Source organism: Herbaspirillum sp. SJZ107 (genome assembly GCF_006715485.1).
Lineage (GTDB): Bacteria > Pseudomonadota > Gammaproteobacteria > Burkholderiales > Burkholderiaceae_D > Telluria.
On the sequence record NZ_VFNH01000002.1, the window covers coordinates 1,587,093 to 1,603,483 of the forward strand.

Here is a 16,391-nt window from a genome sequence, read left to right on the forward strand (position 1 = left end):
GTATATTGCTGGGCGATTCGACCACCCCTGGAAACCTGATGTCCCCGGCTTTACTTTTCTGCATCCTCATCGGCTACTTCGCGCTGCTGCTCGGCGTCGCCTGGGCCACCGCGCGCAACGCCGACAACGACAGTTTTTTCATCGGTAACAAGAGCAGCAACTGGATGCTGGTCGCCTTCGGCATGGTCGGCACGACCCTGTCCGGCGTGACCTTCGTCAGCGTCCCCGGCGCGGTCGGCGCCGACGGTTTCGGCTACCTGCAGGTGCTGATCGGGTACGTGGCAGGCTACATCGCGGTGGTCTACCTGCTGCTGCCGCTGTACTACCGGATGAAGCTGACCTCGATTTATCACTATCTCGAGGTGCGCCTGGGCCGGCGTGCCTACCAGAGCGGCGCCGGCTTCTTCATTCTGTCGCGCCTGTTCGGCGCCACCGCGCGCCTGTACCTGGTGGTAGCGGTGCTGCAGTCGATCATCCTCGACAGCCTCGGCATCCCGTTCTGGCTGACCACCTTCGTCATCCTCGGCATGATCCTGCTGTACACCTATCAGGGCGGCGTCAAGACCATCGTCTGGACCGACACCCTGCAGACCAGCTGCATGCTGTTCGGCCTGTTCGCCTGCGCCGCCTTCCTGCTCGGCCAGCTCGATCTGTCGGTGCCGCAGGCGCTGGCGCAGATGCAGGAGCGCGGCCTGGCGCGCGTGTTCACGCTCGATCCGAACGCGCCCGGCTTCTGGCTCAAGCAGATCGTGGCCGGCGCCTTCATCACCATCACCATGACCGGCATGGACCAGGAAATGATGCAGAAGACGATTTCGGTGAAGACCCTGAAGGATTCGCAGAAGAACCTGCTCAGCCTGACCGCGGTGCTGGCGGTGGTGCTGTGCGCCTTCCTGTTCCTGGGCGGCCTGCTGTACCTGTATGCGCCGCTGGCGGGCGTGAGCGCGACCGGCGATAAAATCTTCCCGGCGACCGTCATGGGCCACCTGCCGGGAGCAGTACAGATCATCTTTTTGATCGCGCTGATCTCGGCGCTGTTCCCGAGCGCGGACGGCGCCATCACGGCGCTGACCTCGACCTTCTGCATCGACATCCTCGGCATCCAGCGCCGCCCCGGCATGAGCGAAGCCGCCCGCATGCGCCTGCGCCGCCACGTGCACCTGGCGTTCGCGCTGCTGTTCCTGGCGATGGTGATGGTCTTCAAATGGCTGAACGATCCGAGCATGATCGGCGTGGTGCTGAAGGTGGCGGGCTACACGTATGGCCCGCTGCTCGGGCTGTTCGCCTTCGGCATGATGACGACGCGGACCCTGAACGACCGCCTGGTGCCGGTCGTGACCATCGGTGCGCCGATCCTGTGCGCATTGCTTGAACATTACCAACAACTTGTGTTGGGCAGCTATCGCCTTGGCCTGGAATTGCTTATCCTGAACGGTGCGCTCGTATTTGCCGGGCTGTTCGCGATTTCGCGCCGCGCCACGGCACGGCCCGCGGGCGGCGCCGTCGCCGCCAACACCCCATTCTGAAAACCTGACCGGAGTCCAGATGTCCTTCAAGCCCTTGTCCACCCTGCGCCGCGGTATCGGCTCGCTCTGGCGCGGCCTCGACGCCACGCGCCGCTTCGTGCTGAACCTGATCTTCCTGCTGGTCCTGATCGTGCTGTTGATGGCGATCTTCGGCAGCGGTCTCAAGCCGCTGTCGCCCAAGACCGCGCTGGTGCTCGACCTCAAGGGCGAGCTGGTCGAGGAGCGCGCCGGCAGCGTGCGCGATTCCGTCGTGGCCGGCCTGAGCGGCAACGCGCGCCGCGTGGTCCAGCTGCGCGACGTGCTCACCGCGCTGGACCACGCCGGCAAGGATGACAAGATCAATACCGTCGTCCTGCTGCTCGACCAGCTCGATGGCGGCGGCCTGGCCTCGCTGCGCGAGATCGGCGCCGCCGTCGACCGCGTCAAGGCCAGGGGCAAGACCGTGGTCGCCTGGGGCGGCAGCTACGACCAGAAACGCTACCTGGTGGCTTCCCACGCCAGCGAGGTCTACCTGCACCCGATGGGCATGGTGATGATCGAAGGTTTCGGCCGCCACCGCAACTACTACCGCGACGCGCTCGACAAGGTCGGCGTCACGGTCAACCTGATGAAGGTCGGCACTTATAAAAGCTTTGCCGAGCCGTATATCGGCAACGGCCCGTCGCAGGCGGCACAGGAGGCCGACAGCTTCCTGTACAACGCGCTGTGGGCCAACTACACGGGCGAGGTCGAGAAGGCGCGCAAGCTGCCGGCGGGCAGCCTGGCCAAGGGCATCGACGAACTGCCGCAGCGCATGGCAGCGGCCAACGGCAACGCCGCCAAGGTGGCGCTCGACTGGAAGCTGGTCGACGGCCTGAAAACGCGCGACGAAGTGCGCGCCATGCTGATCAAGCGCGGCGTCTACGACGACACCAACAAAACCTTCCGCCAGATCGGCTTCGACGACTACGTGGCGCACTACCCGGACAAGAAGCTGGGCGATGCGGTGGCGGTGGTGGTCGCCGCCGGCGACATCACCGAAGGCATGGGCGGCCCGGGCATGGTCGGCGGCCTGTCGACCTCGAACCTGATCCGCGCCGCGCGCGAGGACAAGGACGTCAAGGCGCTGGTGCTGCGCGTGAATTCCCCGGGCGGCAGCGCCTTCGGCTCGGAACTGATCCGGCGCGAGCTGGAACTGACGCGCGCCGCCGGCAAGCCGGTGGTGGTGTCGATGGGCGACGTGGCGGCTTCCGGCGGCTACTGGATCTCGATGGCGGCCGACGAAGTGATCGCCGACCCGTCCACCGTGACCGGTTCGATCGGCGTGTTCGCGATCCTGCCGACCGCCGACAAGGTGGTCGACAAGCTGGGCATCCACACCGCCGGCGTGACCACCACGTGGCTGGCCGACGCCTACAATCCGCTGCGCCCGCTCGATCCGCGCTTCGGCCAGCTGATCCAGTCCAGCATCAATCATATTTATGACGAATTCACGACCAAGGCCGCGATCGCGCGCCGCACCTCGCCGGAAAAGATCGACGCGGTGGGGCAGGGCCGGGTCTGGACCGGCGCCCAGGCCAAGGAACGCGGCCTGGTCGACCGCCTCGGCAGCTACGGCGATGCGCTGCGCTCGGCCGCCCGGCGCGCCAAGCTGGGCGACGATTACCGCATCGCCTATGCCGAGCAGCCGGCGTCGCTGGCGGAGCGCTTCCTGGCAAGCCTCGGCCTGTCCGACGTGCAGGCGCTGAACGTGCAGGTGAAACTGGGCCTGCTGCCGGATCCGGTGACCGCTGCGGCCCTGTCCACCGGTGCTGCCGCAGGCATCACGCGCGACCTCGGCTGGCTGTCGCAGGTGGCCGAGCGCCGCCAGCCGTTCGCGGCGGTGACGCACTGCCTGTGCGAAGCGCCCTGAGTTTTGTAACGTCTTGTAGGCCGGCATGCAGATGCCGGCGCGACGGGCGCGGGATCTTCCGCGCCCGTTTTTGTTTTGAATGTCCGCGTATGTGGCGCGATCGGTGTTCAACGGTGTAAAGACGCGTGCCGGCTTTGTATCCGGATGTTTCGCAGGGCGCCGATGTCGCCGCCTTCTGTACGAACTGAAACATAAACACGGTGCGACGCATGGTAAAGTCGAGGGAACTTTTATTGTGCTTTTGAACACTCGGCCGCCAAGGACAAGAATGAATTCGACCGTTACCCCGGACAAGGACAAGACCACCACCACCCCGAGGCGTTCGCGCCGCTCGCGCATCATCGGCACCATCATCGCCCTGCTGGCGATGGCCGGACTCGGGTGGCTGGCCTGGCACCTGACGCACCAGGACCCGCAGGCCGGTCCCGGCGGCGCCCCCGGCGCGGGCGGACAGGGCCGCGGTGGTGCCGGTGGCGGCGGTGGCCGGGGCGGTCCCGGCGGACGCGGCATGCCGGCCACCACGGTCGGCACCGGCAAGGCCGAACGCGCCGACATCCCGATCCTGCTCGACGCCCTCGGCACCGTGACCCCGGCGGCGGTGGCGACCGTGCGCCCGCAGGTCGGCGGCGTGCTGCAGAAGATCAACTTCACCGAAGGGCAGCTGGTCAAGGAAGGCCAGGTGCTGGCCACCATCGACCCGCGGCCGTCGCAGATGGCGCTGCTGCAGGCGACCGGCCAGCGCCAGCGCGACGAAGCGCAGCTGGAAAGCGCGCGCGTGCTGCTCAAGCGCTACCAGACCCTGCTCGAGCAGGACTCGATCGCGCGCCAGGACGTCGACACCCAGGCCGCGCTGGTAAAACAGCTGGAAGGCACCGTCACCACCGACAAGGCAGCCGAAGGCATCGCCCGCATCAACCTCGGCTACACCCAGGTGCGCGCGCCGATCAGCGGCCGCGTCGGCCTGCGCACGGTCGACATCGGCAACCTGGTGAATTCGGGCGACACCAACGGCATCGCCGTGATCACCCAGCAGTCGCCGATCGACGTCGAATTCGCGGTCCCCCAAGACAATCTGCCGATGCTGCAGCAGCGTATCAACGACAACGCGACGCTGCCGGCCACGGCGCTGGACCGCACCCGCACCGACACCCTGGCCAGCGGCCGCTTCATGGCGCTGGACAACCAGGTCGACACCCAGACCGGCACCGTGCGTGCCAAGGCGCGCTTCACGAACGATGCGCTGAAACTGTTCCCGAGCCAGTTCGTGAACATCCGCCTGCAGGTCAACCTGATCAAGAATGCGGTCACGGTGCCGGTGACGGCGCTGCGCCACGGTTCCAACGGCGACTTCGTCTACGTGCTGAATCCGCAGGAGCGCACGGTGGCGCTGCGCACCGTCAAGCGCGGCCAGGCGACCGCCGAGCGCGTCGAGATCACCAGCGGCCTGCAGGGCGGCGAGACCGTGATCACCGAAGGCGCCGACCGCCTCAAGGACGGCGCCAAGGTGACGCTGCCGGGCGACCGTCCGCAGGGCATGGGCGCCGGCGGCCGCCGTGGCCAGCATGGCGGCGCTGCGGGTGCGAGCGCGCAGGGCGGCACGGCACCGGCAGCGCCCGGCGCCACCCCGGCCGCCGCAGAAGGCGCGCAGCCGCAGGGCCAGCAGGGTGGCGAGCGCCGTCAGCGCCGCCAGCAGCAGGAGGGTGCAGCGCAATGAGTGTAATCCGTACGGAGGTGCGCGCATGAGTCCATCCGCCCCATTCATCCGTCGTCCGGTCGCCACCTCGCTGCTGATGCTGGCGATTATCCTGGCCGGCCTGGTCGGGTATAAATTCCTGCCGCTGTCGGCGCTGCCGCAAGTCGATTTCCCGACCATCCAGGTGCAGACGCTGTACCCGGGCGCCAGTCCGGAAGTGATGGCGCGCACCGTGACCGCGCCGCTGGAGCGCCAGTTCGGCCAGATGTCCGGCCTGTCGCGCATGAGTTCCACCAGCGCGGCCGGCGTGTCCGTGATCACCCTGCAGTTCAGCCTCGGCGAGACGCTCGACGTCGCCGAGCAGGAAGTGCAGGCCGCGATCAATGCCGGCGGCTCGCTGCTGCCGACCGACCTGCCGGCGCCGCCGGTGTACGCCAAGGTGAATCCGGCCGACGCGCCGGTGCTGACGCTGGCGATCACCTCGGACACGATGCCTCTGACCGAGGTGCAGAACCTGGTCAATACACGCCTGGCACTCAAGATCAGCCAGGTCAGCGGCGTCGGCCTGGTCACGCTGCAGGGCGGCCAGCGGCCGGCGGTGCGGATCCAGGCGAATACCGATGCGCTGGCCTCGTACGGCCTGGGCCTGGATACGCTGCGCACCGCGATCACCAACGCCAACGCCAACAGCGCCAAGGGCAGTTTCGACGGCCCGGCGCGCGCCTATACCATCAACGCCAACGACCAGCTGGTCACGGTGCCCGACTACAAGGGCCTGATCGTCGCCTACCGCAACGGCGCCCCGGTGCGCCTGTCGGACGTGGCGCGCGTGGTCGACAGCGCCGAAAACGTCAAGCTGGGCGCCTGGGCCAACATGAAGCCGGCGATCATCCTGAACGTGCAGCGCCAGCCGGGCGCCAACGTGATCGCCACCGTGGACGCCATCAAGGAGCGCTTGCCGGAACTGCAGGCGAGCCTGCCGGCCAACATCAGCCTGAGCGTGCTGTCCGACCGCACCACCGGCATCCGCGCCTCGGTCGAGCACGTGCAGATCGAACTGGTGCTGGCCGTGGTGCTGGTGGTGCTGGTGATCTTCGCCTTCCTGCACAGCCTGCGCGCCACCATCATCGCCAGCCTGTCGGTGCCGATCTCGCTGATCGGCACCTTCGGCGTGATGTACCTGCTCGGCTACTCGCTGAACAACCTGTCGCTGATGGCGCTGACGATCGCCACCGGCTTCGTGGTCGACGACGCCATCGTCATGATCGAGAACATCGCGCGCTATATAGAAGAAGGCGAAAAGCCGATGGCGGCGGCGCTCAAGGGCGCGACCCAGATCGGCTTCACCATCATCTCGCTGACGGTGTCCCTGATCGCGGTCTTGATCCCGCTGCTGTTCATGGGCGACGTGGTGGGACGCCTGTTCCGCGAGTTCGCGGTGACGCTGGCGATCACCATCCTGATCTCGGCGGTGGTGTCGCTGACGCTGGTGCCGATGATGTCGGGACGCTGGCTCAAGGCCGAGGACAAGTCGCACGAGAGCAAGTTCGCCCGTAAATTCCAAGGCGGCTTCGACTGGGTCATCAAGCACTACGACACCAGCCTGAACTGGGTGCTGGCACGCCAGGGCCTGACCCTGCTGGTGGCGCTCGGCACGCTGGTGCTGACCGCGCTGCTGTGGACCTTCATCCCGAAAAGCCTGTTCCCGACCCAGGACACCGGCCAGCTGCAGGCGCGCGTCGAAGCGCGCCAGGCGATTTCCTACCAGGCGATGGCCGAGATGCAGCAGGCCGTGGCGCGTGAAGTGCTGGCCGACCCCGACGTGCTGTCGCTCAGCTCGACGGTAGGCGTGGATGCGGCCAACAACACCATGCTGCACACCGGCACCATGCTGATCAACCTGAAGGAAGACCGCAGCAACCAGGAAGACCTGATGGAGCGCCTGCGTTCGCGCGTGGCGCGCAACGTGGCCGGCGCCACGCTGTACCTGCAGCCGACCCAGGACCTGACCATCGATGCCGAGAGCGGCCCGACCCAGTACCGGCTGTCGATCGAAGGCGCCGACACCAAGACCGTGACCGAGTGGGCTACCAGGCTGTCGCAGGCGATGGCGCAGAGGAAGGAACTGCGCAACGTGGTCACCGACGCCGGCGCCACCGGTGCCGCGGCCTACGTCAACATCGACCGCGACAGCGCCTCGCGCCTGTCGGTGACGGCCTCCAACGTCGACGACGCCCTGTACAGCGCCTTCGGCCAGCGCATCGTGTCGACCATCTTCACCGAGACCAACCAGTACCGCGTGATCCTGGAAGCCCAGCAGGACGAGCAGATGTCGCTCGACTCGCTGTCCAACCTGCAGCTGCGCACCGGTTCCGGGTCGCCGACGCCGCTGTCCAGCATCGCCGCGATCACCGAGCAGGCGGCGCCGCTGCAGATCACCCACGTGGCGCAGTACCCGGCCACCACCGTCGGCTTCGACACCGCATCCGGCGTCAAGCTGGGCACCGCGGTCAGCGCGATCCGCGAGGTGGCCGAGCAGATCAAGCTGCCGGCCTCGGTGACGCTGACCTTCCTCGGCGCTTCCGGCGCGTACCAGAACTCGCTGTCGAACCAGCTGTGGCTGATCCTGGCGGCAGTGGTGTGCGTGTACATCGTGCTGGGCGTGCTGTACGAAAGCTATATCCACCCGCTGACCATCCTGTCGACGCTGCCGTCGGCCGGCGTCGGCGCGCTGCTGGCGCTGATGGTGACCGGGCAGGGCCTGGGCGTGATCGGCATCATCGGCATCATCCTGCTGATCGGCATCGTCAAGAAGAACGCGATCATGATGATCGACTTCGCCATCGAAGCGGAAAGGGACGAAGGCAAGGACCCGCGCACCGCGATCCACCAGGCGGCGATGCTGCGCTTCCGCCCGATCATCATGACCACGCTGGCGGCGCTGTTCGCCGCCATCCCGCTGATGTTCGGCTGGGGCGAGGGCGCCGAGCTGCGGCGTCCGCTGGGCCTGGCCATCTTCGGCGGCCTGATCGTCAGCCAGATGCTGACCCTGTTCACCACGCCGGTGATCTACCTGGCCTTCGACCGCCTGGCACGCCGCTGGGGCGGCCAGGAGCCGGCCAAGCCGTCGGGTCCGGGATCGGCGACCACGCCACAGCCCAAGGCGCCGGCGGGACAAGGCAACGAAGCCGCGCTGCTCAAGCCGCCGGTCAATGCGCGCGAGGCCGACGCATGAATTTGTCGAAGCCCTTCGTCCAGCGGCCGATCGCGACCGTGCTCCTGACCCTGGGGCTGGCGCTGGCCGGCATCGGCGCCTTCTTCGTGCTGCCGGTCTCGCCGCTGCCCCAGGTCGACTTCCCGTCGATCTCGGTCAGCGCCAACCTGCCGGGCGCCAGCCCGGACACCATGGCCAGTTCGGTGGCGACGCCGCTGGAACGCAGGCTGGGCGTGATCGCCGGCGTCAACGAGATCACCTCGAACAGCGGCAACGGCTCGACCCGCGTCAGCCTGCAGTTCGACCTGAACCGCCAGATCGATTCGGCCGCGCGCGAAGTGCAGGCCGCGATCAGCGCCTCGCGCGCCGATTTGCCGTCCACGCTGCGCAGCAACCCGACCTACCGCAAGGCCAATCCGTCGGATGCGCCGGTGATCATCCTGGCGCTGACCTCCAAGACGCGCAGCCCGGGCCAGATCTACGACGAAGTCTCGAACCTGGTGCAGCAGAAGCTGGCCCAGGTGAAGGGCGTCGGCGACGTCGAGATCGGCGGCGGCTCGCTGCCGGCGGTGCGCATCGACCTGAACCCGTACCAGCTGAACCACCATGGCGTATCGAGCGAAGACGTGCGCGCCGCGATCCAGGCCAGCAATCCGAACCGCCCGAAAGGCGCGCTGGAAGGCAGCGGCATGCGCCTGCAGATCTATTCGCAGGCGAACACCCCGACCAACGGCCGTACTGCGGCCGACTACCGCGGCCTGGTGGTCGCCTGGCGCAACGGCGCCGCGATCCGCTTGCAGGACATCGCCGAGGTCACCGACAGCGTCGAGAACATCAACACCCTCGGCCTGTTCAACGGCCAGCCGGCGGTGATCGTGCTGGTCACGCGCCAGCCGGGCGCCAACATCATCGAGACCGTCGACGGCGTGCGCGCGCTGATGCCCTCGCTGCAGGCGCAGTTGCCGCAGGACGTGAGCCTGCAGGTGGCGTCGGACTCGACCAACTCGATCCGCTCGTCGCTGCACGAGATCGAGCTGACGCTGATGATCTCGATCCTGCTGGTGGTGCTGGTGGTGAGTGTGTTCCTGCGCAGCGTGCGCGCCACCGTGGTGCCGGCGGTGGCCACCGTGGTGTCGCTGCTGGGCACCTTCGGCGTGATGTACCTGCTCGGATTTTCGCTGAATAATTTGTCGCTGATGGCGCTGACTGTCGCGACGGGCTTCGTGGTCGACGACGCCATCGTGGTGCTGGAAAATACCAGCCGCCACGTGGAAGAGGGCATGGACCGCATGAAGGCAGCCCTGCTCGGCGCCCAGGAAGTGGGCTTCACGGTGCTGTCGATCAGCCTGTCGCTGGTGGCGGTGTTCATCCCGCTGCTGTTCATGGGCGGCCAGGTCGGACGCCTGTTTCGCGAATTCGCCGTCACCCTGTCGGTGGCGGTGATGATCTCGCTGGTGATCTCGCTGACCACCACGCCGATGCTGTGCGCGCTGCTGCTCAAGCCGGGCCAGAAGCCCGAACGCAAGCCCGGCGTGCTGGCAAGGTGGTCGGAGCGCGGCTTCGACAAGATATTAAAAGGGTACGAGCACGCGCTCGACTGGGCGCTGGACGCCAAGCTGCTGGTGATGCTGATCCTGGCCTTCGTGGTCGGCCTGAACGTCTTCCTGTTCTCGGCCGCGCCCAAGGGCTTCTTCCCGCAGCAGGACACCGGCCAGATCAACGGCGGCATGCGCGCCGACCAGAGCATCTCGTTCCAGGCGATGCAGGGCAAGCTGCACCAGCTGGTCAACATCATCAAGCGCGATCCGGCGGTGGATACCGTGGTCGGCTTCACCGGCGGTTCGCGCGCCGGCGGCGGCTTCATGTTCGTCAACCTGAAGCCGGCCGCCCAGCGCAAGAAGGGCGAAAGCGGCCAGGCCGTGATCGCGCGCCTGCGTCCGCAGCTGGCACGCGTGACCGGCGTGCAGCTGTTCCTGAACCCGGTGCAGGACTTGCGCATGGGCGGGCGCCAGAGCAATTCCACCTACCAGTACACGCTCAAGAGCGACAACCGCAACGACCTGAAGGCCTGGGCCACCAAGCTGGCCGACGCCATGAAGGCGCAGAAGGCGCTGACCGACGTCGACACCGACCAGGCCGAGAACGGCGTCGAGACCTATGTCGAGATCGACAAGGACAGCGCGGCGCGCCTGGGCATCAGTGCCAAGGACGTCGACAATGCGCTGTACAACGCCTTCGGCCAGCGCCAGGTCGCCAATATCTACGACGAACTGAACCAGTACCACGTGATCATGGGCGTGGCGCAGAAGTATGCGCAGTCGCCGGAGGCGCTGGACGACGTGTACGTGCCGGCCGGGTCGACCGCGTCCTCCGCAACTGCCAACACCACCACCAACACCACCGCCGGGGCCACCGCGGCCAGCGGCACCGGCACCACCACGGGCGGCGCTACCGCCTCGACGAGCGTCGCATCGAGCACCGGTAGCAGCGGCGGCACGCCGACCAGCCCGAGCAACCTGACCGCGGCGCGCGACCCGTCCAGCGGTGCGGCGCTGGCCACCAGCGTGCGCAACATGGTGCCGCTGTCGGCCATCGCCCGCTTTGCCGAGCGCTCGACCCCGAGCTCGGTGAACCACCAGGACGGCGAACTGGCGACCACGATCTCGTTCAACCTGGCGCAAGGTTCCTCGCTGTCGGACGGCCAGGCCGCGGTGCGCCAGGCCGAAGCCGACATCGGCATGCCGGTGAATGTACGCGGCAGCTTCCAGGGCCAGGCCAAGCAAGCGCAGGAATCGAACAAGCAGCAGCCGCTGCTGATCCTGGCGGCGGTCGTCGTCATCTACATCGTGCTGGGCATCCTGTACGAGAGCCTGATCCACCCGATCACGGTGCTGTCGACGCTGCCGTCGGCGGGCGTCGGCGCGGTGCTGGCGCTCTTGATGTTCCATATGGAGTTCTCGATCATCGCGCTGATCGGCGTGTTCCTCCTGATCGGTATCGTGAAAAAGAACGCGATCCTGATCATCGACTTCGCGCTGGAAGCGGAGCGGGCGCGCGGCTTGAGCGCCACCGAGGCGGTGCGCGAAGCCTGCCTGCTGCGCTTCCGTCCGATCCTGATGACGACGCTGGCGGCGGCCCTGGGCGCCTTGCCGCTGGCGATCGGCTTCGGCGAAGGCTCGGAACTGCGCCAGCCGCTCGGCATCGCCATCATCGGCGGCCTGCTGGCGAGCCAGCTCTTGACGCTGCTCACCACGCCGGTGGTCTACGTCTACATGGACAAGCTGCGCAGCAGGAAGCCGGACGAACACGAGCTGGTGCGCCACTCCATCGAGCCCCAGCCTTCGATCACCACGAATTCATGAACAAGAACAGACCAAGCATGCGTGTAACCCGATTTGTCTTACCCTTCCGTCCGGCCTTGCTGGCGCTGGCGGCTTCCGTGTTTGCCGCCGGCTGCTCGGTGAGCCCGACCTACCAGGTGCCCGCCACGCCGGCGCCGGTGCAATTCAAGGAAATGCAGGGCTGGGTGCCGGCGGCACCTGCCGATGCGCTCGAACGCGGGCCGTGGTGGACCCTGTTCGGCGATCCGGTACTGAACGACCTGGCGGCCCAGGTCGAGGTCTCGAACCAGAACGTGGCGGCGGCCGTGGCGGCGTATGCGCAGGCGCGCGCATTGGTGGCCGAGCAGCGCGCGTCGCTGTTCCCGAGCGTGACGCTGAACGGCTCCGGCACCCGCTCGGGATCGCGCGGGGGCGGCGGTGCGGCCACGGTCGACGCCAACGGCAACATCATCGGCGGCAGCAGCGGCGGCGACGTCCGCAACAACTTCCGCCTGTCGATCGGTGGCAGCTGGGAGCCGGACGTGTGGGGCCGCCTGCGCGCCGGCGTCACCGCGGCCAGCGCCCAGGCCCAGGCCAGCGCCGCCGACCTGGCGGCCGCGCGCCTGTCGGCCCAGGGCGAGCTGGCACTCGACTACGTGTCGCTGCGCTCGGTCGACGCCCAGCGCGAACTGCTGAAGACCACCATCGAGGGCTACGAGCGCGAACTGCGCATCACCCAGAACCGCTACAACGTCGGCATCATCCCGCATTCCGACGTGTACCAGGCCGAGACCCAGCTGGCCACCGCGCGCAGCGACGAGCTGTCGTTGAGCAGCCAGCGCGCCCAGCTCGAGCACGCGATCGCGGTGCTGGTCGGCAAGGCGCCGGCCGAGTTCTCGCTGCCGGCGGCACCGTGGAACGTGACCGTCCCGGACGTCCCGGTCGGAGTGCCGGCCACGCTGCTGCAGCGCCGTCCGGATATCGCCAGCGCCGAACGCCGCGTGGCCGCCGCCAACGAGCAGATCGGCATCGCGCGCTCGGCCTACTTCCCGGACGTCGGCCTGAGCGCCAACTACGCGACCGCGGCGAGCCGCATCGGCGACCTGCTGAACGCATCGGCGGCGACCTGGTCGTTCGGCCTGTCGGCGGCCCAGACATTGTTTGATGCAGGGGCGACACGTGCACGTGTCGCCAGCGCGCGCGCCGCGCATGAGCAGGCGGCAGCGAACTACCGCCAGACCGTGCTGACCGCCTTCGCCGACGTCGAAAACCAGCTGGCCGCCACCCGCGTGCTGGCCCAGCAGCAGGACCTGCGCCGCCAGGCATCCGAAGCCGCCGACAAGGTCGAGCAACAGGTGCTGAACCGCTACCGCGCCGGCCAGGTGAGCTACACCGACGTGGTGACGGCCCAGATCACGGCACTCAACGCGCGCCGCAACCTGATCCAGTCCCAGGCCGACCGCCAGACCACGGCCGTCGCGCTGATCCAGTCGCTCGGGGGCGGCTGGCACGCGCAACCCTGATCCAACACACACCGGGCTCGGACCCCGGTTTGGGGTTTTTCAGCCTGGTCGGCGGGCCCAGCGCGCCGCCAGGATCGCGCACACCATCAGCTGGATCTGGTGGAACAGCATCACCGGCAGGATCACCATGCCGAGCGCGCTCGGGGCGAACAGGACTTTCGCCATCGGCACGCCGCTGGCCAGGCTCTTTTTCGAGCCGCAGAAGACGATGGTGATTTCGTCTTCCTTGCTGAAGCCCAGGCGGCGGCTGGTCCAGGCCGCCAGCAGCAGGGCCACCGCCAGCATCGCGCCGCACACCAGGCCGAGCGTGACCAGCGCCGACAGCGACAGCTTGTGCCACAAGCCCTCGTTCACGGACTCGCTGAAGGCCGTGTACACCACCAGCAGGATCGAGCCCTGGTCGACGATCTTCAGCATCGGTTTGTGGCGGTCGACCCAGGCGCCGATCCATGGCCGCACGAACTGGCCGGCAAGGAAGGGCAGCAGCAGCTGTTCGACGATGGTGAGGATCGCATCCAGCTGCGAGCCGCCGGCGGCGCCGCGCGCGATCAGGGTGCCGACCAGCAGCGGCGTGACGAAGATGCCGACGAAGTTCGAGGCCGAGGCGCTGCACACCGCGGCCGCCACGTTCCCGCGCGCCACCGAGGTGAAGGCGATCGACGATTGCACGGTCGAGGGCAGGGTGCACAGGAACAGGATGCCGACGTAGAGCTCCGGCTGGAGCACGGTGCCGGACAGCGGCTTCATGACGAGGCCGAGCAGCGGGAACATGACGAAGGTCGAGGCCAGCACCAGCAGGTGCAGGCGCCAGTGCGTCAAGCCTTCCACCATCGCCTCGCGCGACAGCTTGGCACCGTGCAGGAAGAACAGCAGGCCGATGGCGACGCTGGTGATCTTGCCGAGGGCGACGGCAGTCGGGCCGCTGCAGGGCAGGAGGCTGGCCAGGGCGATGGTGCCGAGCAGCCACAGGGTAAAAGTGTCGGGCGCCAGGCGGCGCAGGGTGGTGGTGGTCTGTTCTAGGAAACGGGGCATGGCGTTGCGGCGGGGCTGCTGGCGTATCGAACCCGTCATTTTATCTGCATTCGGCCGCGGTCGCAGGAAGGCGGGCGCCCAGAGCCGCGTCCGCGATTCGATCACGTCCGTGAGTCTTTTCGTTTGTCGTTTCCAGGCAATTGACCCCTGTGTATTTGCATCCAATACTGGAATGCAAATACAACAAGAACCAGGAGATGAAAATGCGGAAACCTCAATTGAAACCCATGCTGCGGGCGTGCGCACTGTTCACCATGCTCGCCGGCGCCACCCTGCAAGCCCAGGCAGCCTTCAGCGTCACTGCGACGAAGGACGCCGGCGACAAAGTCGTCAGCTACACCATCGATACCAATGCCGGCCTGGTGTTCAAGGTGCGCGGCTTCCCGACCGACACCAGCACCACCTCGCCGGGCGACCTGTCGAGCCTGGTGTACAACGGCGTCGAATACCAGGACGCGGGCAGGGGCACCCAGGTCAATACCGGCTACGACTATATTTATACGGACCAGACCGGCGTCAGCGTGAAAGCCGAGGTGGTGGATGCGAACGGCAATGCGCTGCCGGTCGCCCTGCCGGCCGCGGGCCAGAGCGCGGTCACGGCGGCCAGCGATTACATCAAGGTCACGGTCACCACCGTGGGCGGGGCGACCGGCGTCCTGACCCACTACTACCTGGTGAAGAAGGGCGAGGCCAGGATCTACATGGGCACCTATTTCACCGCCGAGCCGACCGGTTCGGCCCTGGTGCGCTTCATCGCCCGCATGCGCATCGCCGCGCTGCCCAACGGCACGCCGAGCGGCACGCCCGGCGGCCTGGTGGTGAATGCCGATCCGAACCGCCCGCCGTCCTGGCCCGACGATTTGCGCAGCACCAGCGGCGCCATCGAATCGGGCGACGTCTATGGCATCCCCAGCGGCCCGAATGCCGGCGAAACCCGCTCCAAGCATTATTCCAACATGCGCCTGAAGGACTGGGCGTACATCGGCGGCACCGGCCCGAATGTCGGCATATGGATCGCGCGCGACAACAACGAGGGCGGCTCCGGCGGCCCCTTCTATCGCAGCCTGCTCAACCAGATCACCAGCACCAATAACGAAATCACCTACATCGTCAACTACGGCGAGGGCCAGACCGAAGGCTTCCGCCTGAACCGCCTGAACGCCTACACCATGAGCTTCACCAACGGTACGGCGCCCGGTCCGGTCGACACCGCCTGGTTTTCGAAGATGAACCTGCTCGGCTACGTGCCGCCGACGGCGCGCGGCAATGTGTTCGTGCCGGCGATCTATGGCCGCAACACGGCCTTTCCTTATACCGTCGGGTTCGCCAATGCCGGTGCCCAGTACTGGGCCGACGCCGCCAGCAACGATGGCCATGTGAATGCCGATGGCATGATTCCCGGCACTTACACGATGACGGTGTACAAGAACGAGCTGGCGGTTTCCAGCTCCCAGGTCAGCGTCACGGCGGGCACCACCAACATCGTGCCGGCCGTGACCATCGGCGCCGATGCGCTGGCCAACGGCGACGATCCACGCGGCAAATGGCACCTCGCGAAAGGCGATCCGAGCCTGACCCAGGCCCTGTTCCGCATCGGCGAATGGGACGGCACGCCGCGGGAATTCCTGAACGGCGACAAGATCACGGTCATGCACCCGTCCGACGTGCGCATGAGTCCGTGGTTCGATACGGCCAGCGTGGCCAACCCCTACCAGGTCGGCGTCGCGACCCCGCGCGCGCAGATGCCGGCTTACCAGTGGAAGGGATTGACGAGCGCGCCGAACGGCCCGGTCACGGTCAATTTCACGCTGAAGCCGAGCCAGATCTCGGCAACGTCCACCTATCGCTTCCGCATCGGCGTGACGACCGCCCAGGCCGGCGGCCGGCCGCAGATCGCCGTCAACAACTGGACCTCGCCTTTTGTCGGCTCGCAGTCCGGCGACGTGTTCCCGCCGGCCCAGCCGTCCACCCGCACCATGACGGTCGGCAGCTATCGTGCGCGCAACATCACCTATGACTACACGATTCCGGCGAGCGCGCTGGTGGCCGGCCAGAACACGCTGAAAGTCTGGGTCGTCAGCGGTTCGACCAGCACGTCCGGCTGGCTGACGCCGGCCTACGCGTTCGACGCCCTCGACCTGATCAAGATTAACTGAGCGCCTTCTTTCATTACCAATCCTTTCAGCAGAGCC

8 protein-coding genes are annotated in these 16,391 nt (G+C 67.2%); 7 read left to right on the plus strand and 1 reads right to left on the minus strand.

The annotated features are described in order from the left end of the window. Positions 1 to 38: 38 nt before the first annotated feature. From FBX97_RS16900 to FBX97_RS16925, 6 genes are all read left to right on the plus strand, one after another. Positions 39 to 1,526, plus strand: a complete 1,488-nt coding sequence (locus tag FBX97_RS16900; protein ID WP_141833595.1) for a sodium:solute symporter — start codon at positions 39 to 41, stop codon at positions 1,524 to 1,526. A 19-nt stretch (positions 1,527 to 1,545) separates the two neighbouring features. Further along, positions 1,546 to 3,417 (plus strand): signal peptide peptidase SppA, encoded by a 1,872-nt coding sequence (gene sppA / locus FBX97_RS16905; RefSeq protein WP_141833598.1) that lies wholly within the window; start codon positions 1,546 to 1,548, stop codon positions 3,415 to 3,417. Positions 3,418 to 3,685: 268 nt separating this feature from the next. Then, positions 3,686 to 5,131, plus strand: a complete 1,446-nt coding sequence (locus FBX97_RS16910; protein WP_141833601.1) for an efflux RND transporter periplasmic adaptor subunit — start codon at positions 3,686 to 3,688, stop codon at positions 5,129 to 5,131. 25 nt (positions 5,132 to 5,156) lie between these two features. After that, positions 5,157 to 8,345: an efflux RND transporter permease subunit gene (locus FBX97_RS16915; RefSeq protein ID WP_141833604.1), complete on the plus strand. Its 3,189-nt coding sequence runs from the start codon at positions 5,157 to 5,159 to the stop codon at positions 8,343 to 8,345. Continuing rightward, positions 8,342 to 11,686, plus strand: a complete 3,345-nt coding sequence (locus tag FBX97_RS16920; protein WP_141833607.1) for an efflux RND transporter permease subunit — start codon at positions 8,342 to 8,344, stop codon at positions 11,684 to 11,686. Before FBX97_RS16915 ends, FBX97_RS16920 begins: the two co-directional genes overlap by 4 nt. A 17-nt stretch (positions 11,687 to 11,703) precedes the next feature. Next, complete coding sequence (locus FBX97_RS16925) at positions 11,704 to 13,167, plus strand: efflux transporter outer membrane subunit (protein WP_255517498.1); 1,464 nt, start codon at positions 11,704 to 11,706, stop codon at positions 13,165 to 13,167. 39 nt (positions 13,168 to 13,206) lie between these two features. Here FBX97_RS16925 and FBX97_RS16930 read toward each other — a convergent pair whose 3' ends face one another. Beyond that, the gene (locus FBX97_RS16930; RefSeq protein WP_141834610.1) at positions 13,207 to 14,199 is read right to left on the minus strand and encodes a bile acid:sodium symporter family protein; all 993 of its coding nucleotides are present in this window, start codon (positions 14,197 to 14,199) and stop codon (positions 13,207 to 13,209) included. Between the two features lie 203 nt (positions 14,200 to 14,402). Here FBX97_RS16930 and FBX97_RS16935 point away from each other — a divergent pair, with 203 nt between their 5' ends. Continuing rightward, positions 14,403 to 16,355 carry a rhamnogalacturonan lyase B N-terminal domain-containing protein gene (locus tag FBX97_RS16935; protein WP_221631817.1) on the plus strand — a complete coding sequence of 651 codons (1,953 nt, stop codon included), beginning with the start codon at positions 14,403 to 14,405 and terminating at the stop codon, positions 16,353 to 16,355. The last annotated feature ends 36 nt before the right edge of the window (positions 16,356 to 16,391 follow it).